The following is a 685-nucleotide window of genomic DNA, read 5'->3' as shown; positions in this document are numbered from 1 at the left end:
CGCACAAGTGTCACACGAGAGCATCTATACCTGCATCTACGCCCAACCTAGGGGCGAGCTCAAGAAGGAGCTGGTGTCCTGCCTGCGCATGGCCCATGCCAAGCGCTGGCCCCGCTCCAAGGGCAAGGACCGGCGCGGTGAAATCCAAGACTTGTTGAGCATCCATGTGCGCCCACCAGAAATAGAGGATCGTCAGCTTCCAGGCCACTGGGAGGGAGATCTCATCAAGGGGGCGAACAACGCCAGCGCCATTGGCACCCTGGTCGAGCGCACCACGCGCCTGGTATTGCTGGTCAAGCTACCCCATCCCAATCCAGCGACAGCCGCGCATGTGCTGCAGGCATTCAGTGACAAACTCAATGCAATAGCAAGCCCCATGCGCCAGAGCCTGACCTACGACAGGGGCAGGGAGATGGCCGAGCACGCCAAGCTCACCGAGAACACGGGTATGAAGGTGTACTTTTGCGACCCTTACAGTCCTTGGCAGCGTGGCAGCAACGAAAACACCAATGGGCTGCTGCGCCAGTACTTCCCCAAGGGTAGCGATCTGAGCGGCTACACCCAGGAGCAACTCGATGCCGTGGCCGATGAGCTCAACGGGCGCCCCAGGATGACCTGAGATAGCCCCCTGATTCCCCATCCCCGTCCTATCGCTTATCTTTGAGATAGGAATAGGACTATGAAT

The 685-nt window shown here is 59.1% G+C and carries 1 pseudogene; it reads left to right on the top strand.

Features of this window, described 5'->3' with window-relative positions:
* Nucleotides 1–610 (top strand): annotated as a pseudogene (locus tag ACFO24_RS05625) (IS30 family transposase); the annotation flags it as partial.
* Nucleotides 611–685: the final 75 nt, after the last annotated feature.

Origin of the sequence: Comamonas denitrificans (assembly GCF_042654745.1) — a bacterium.
Taxonomy (GTDB): domain Bacteria; phylum Pseudomonadota; class Gammaproteobacteria; order Burkholderiales; family Burkholderiaceae_C; genus Comamonas; species Comamonas denitrificans.
The sequence above is the reverse complement of the archived record's forward strand: the minus strand, read 5'-3'. Positions and strand labels throughout refer to the sequence as shown.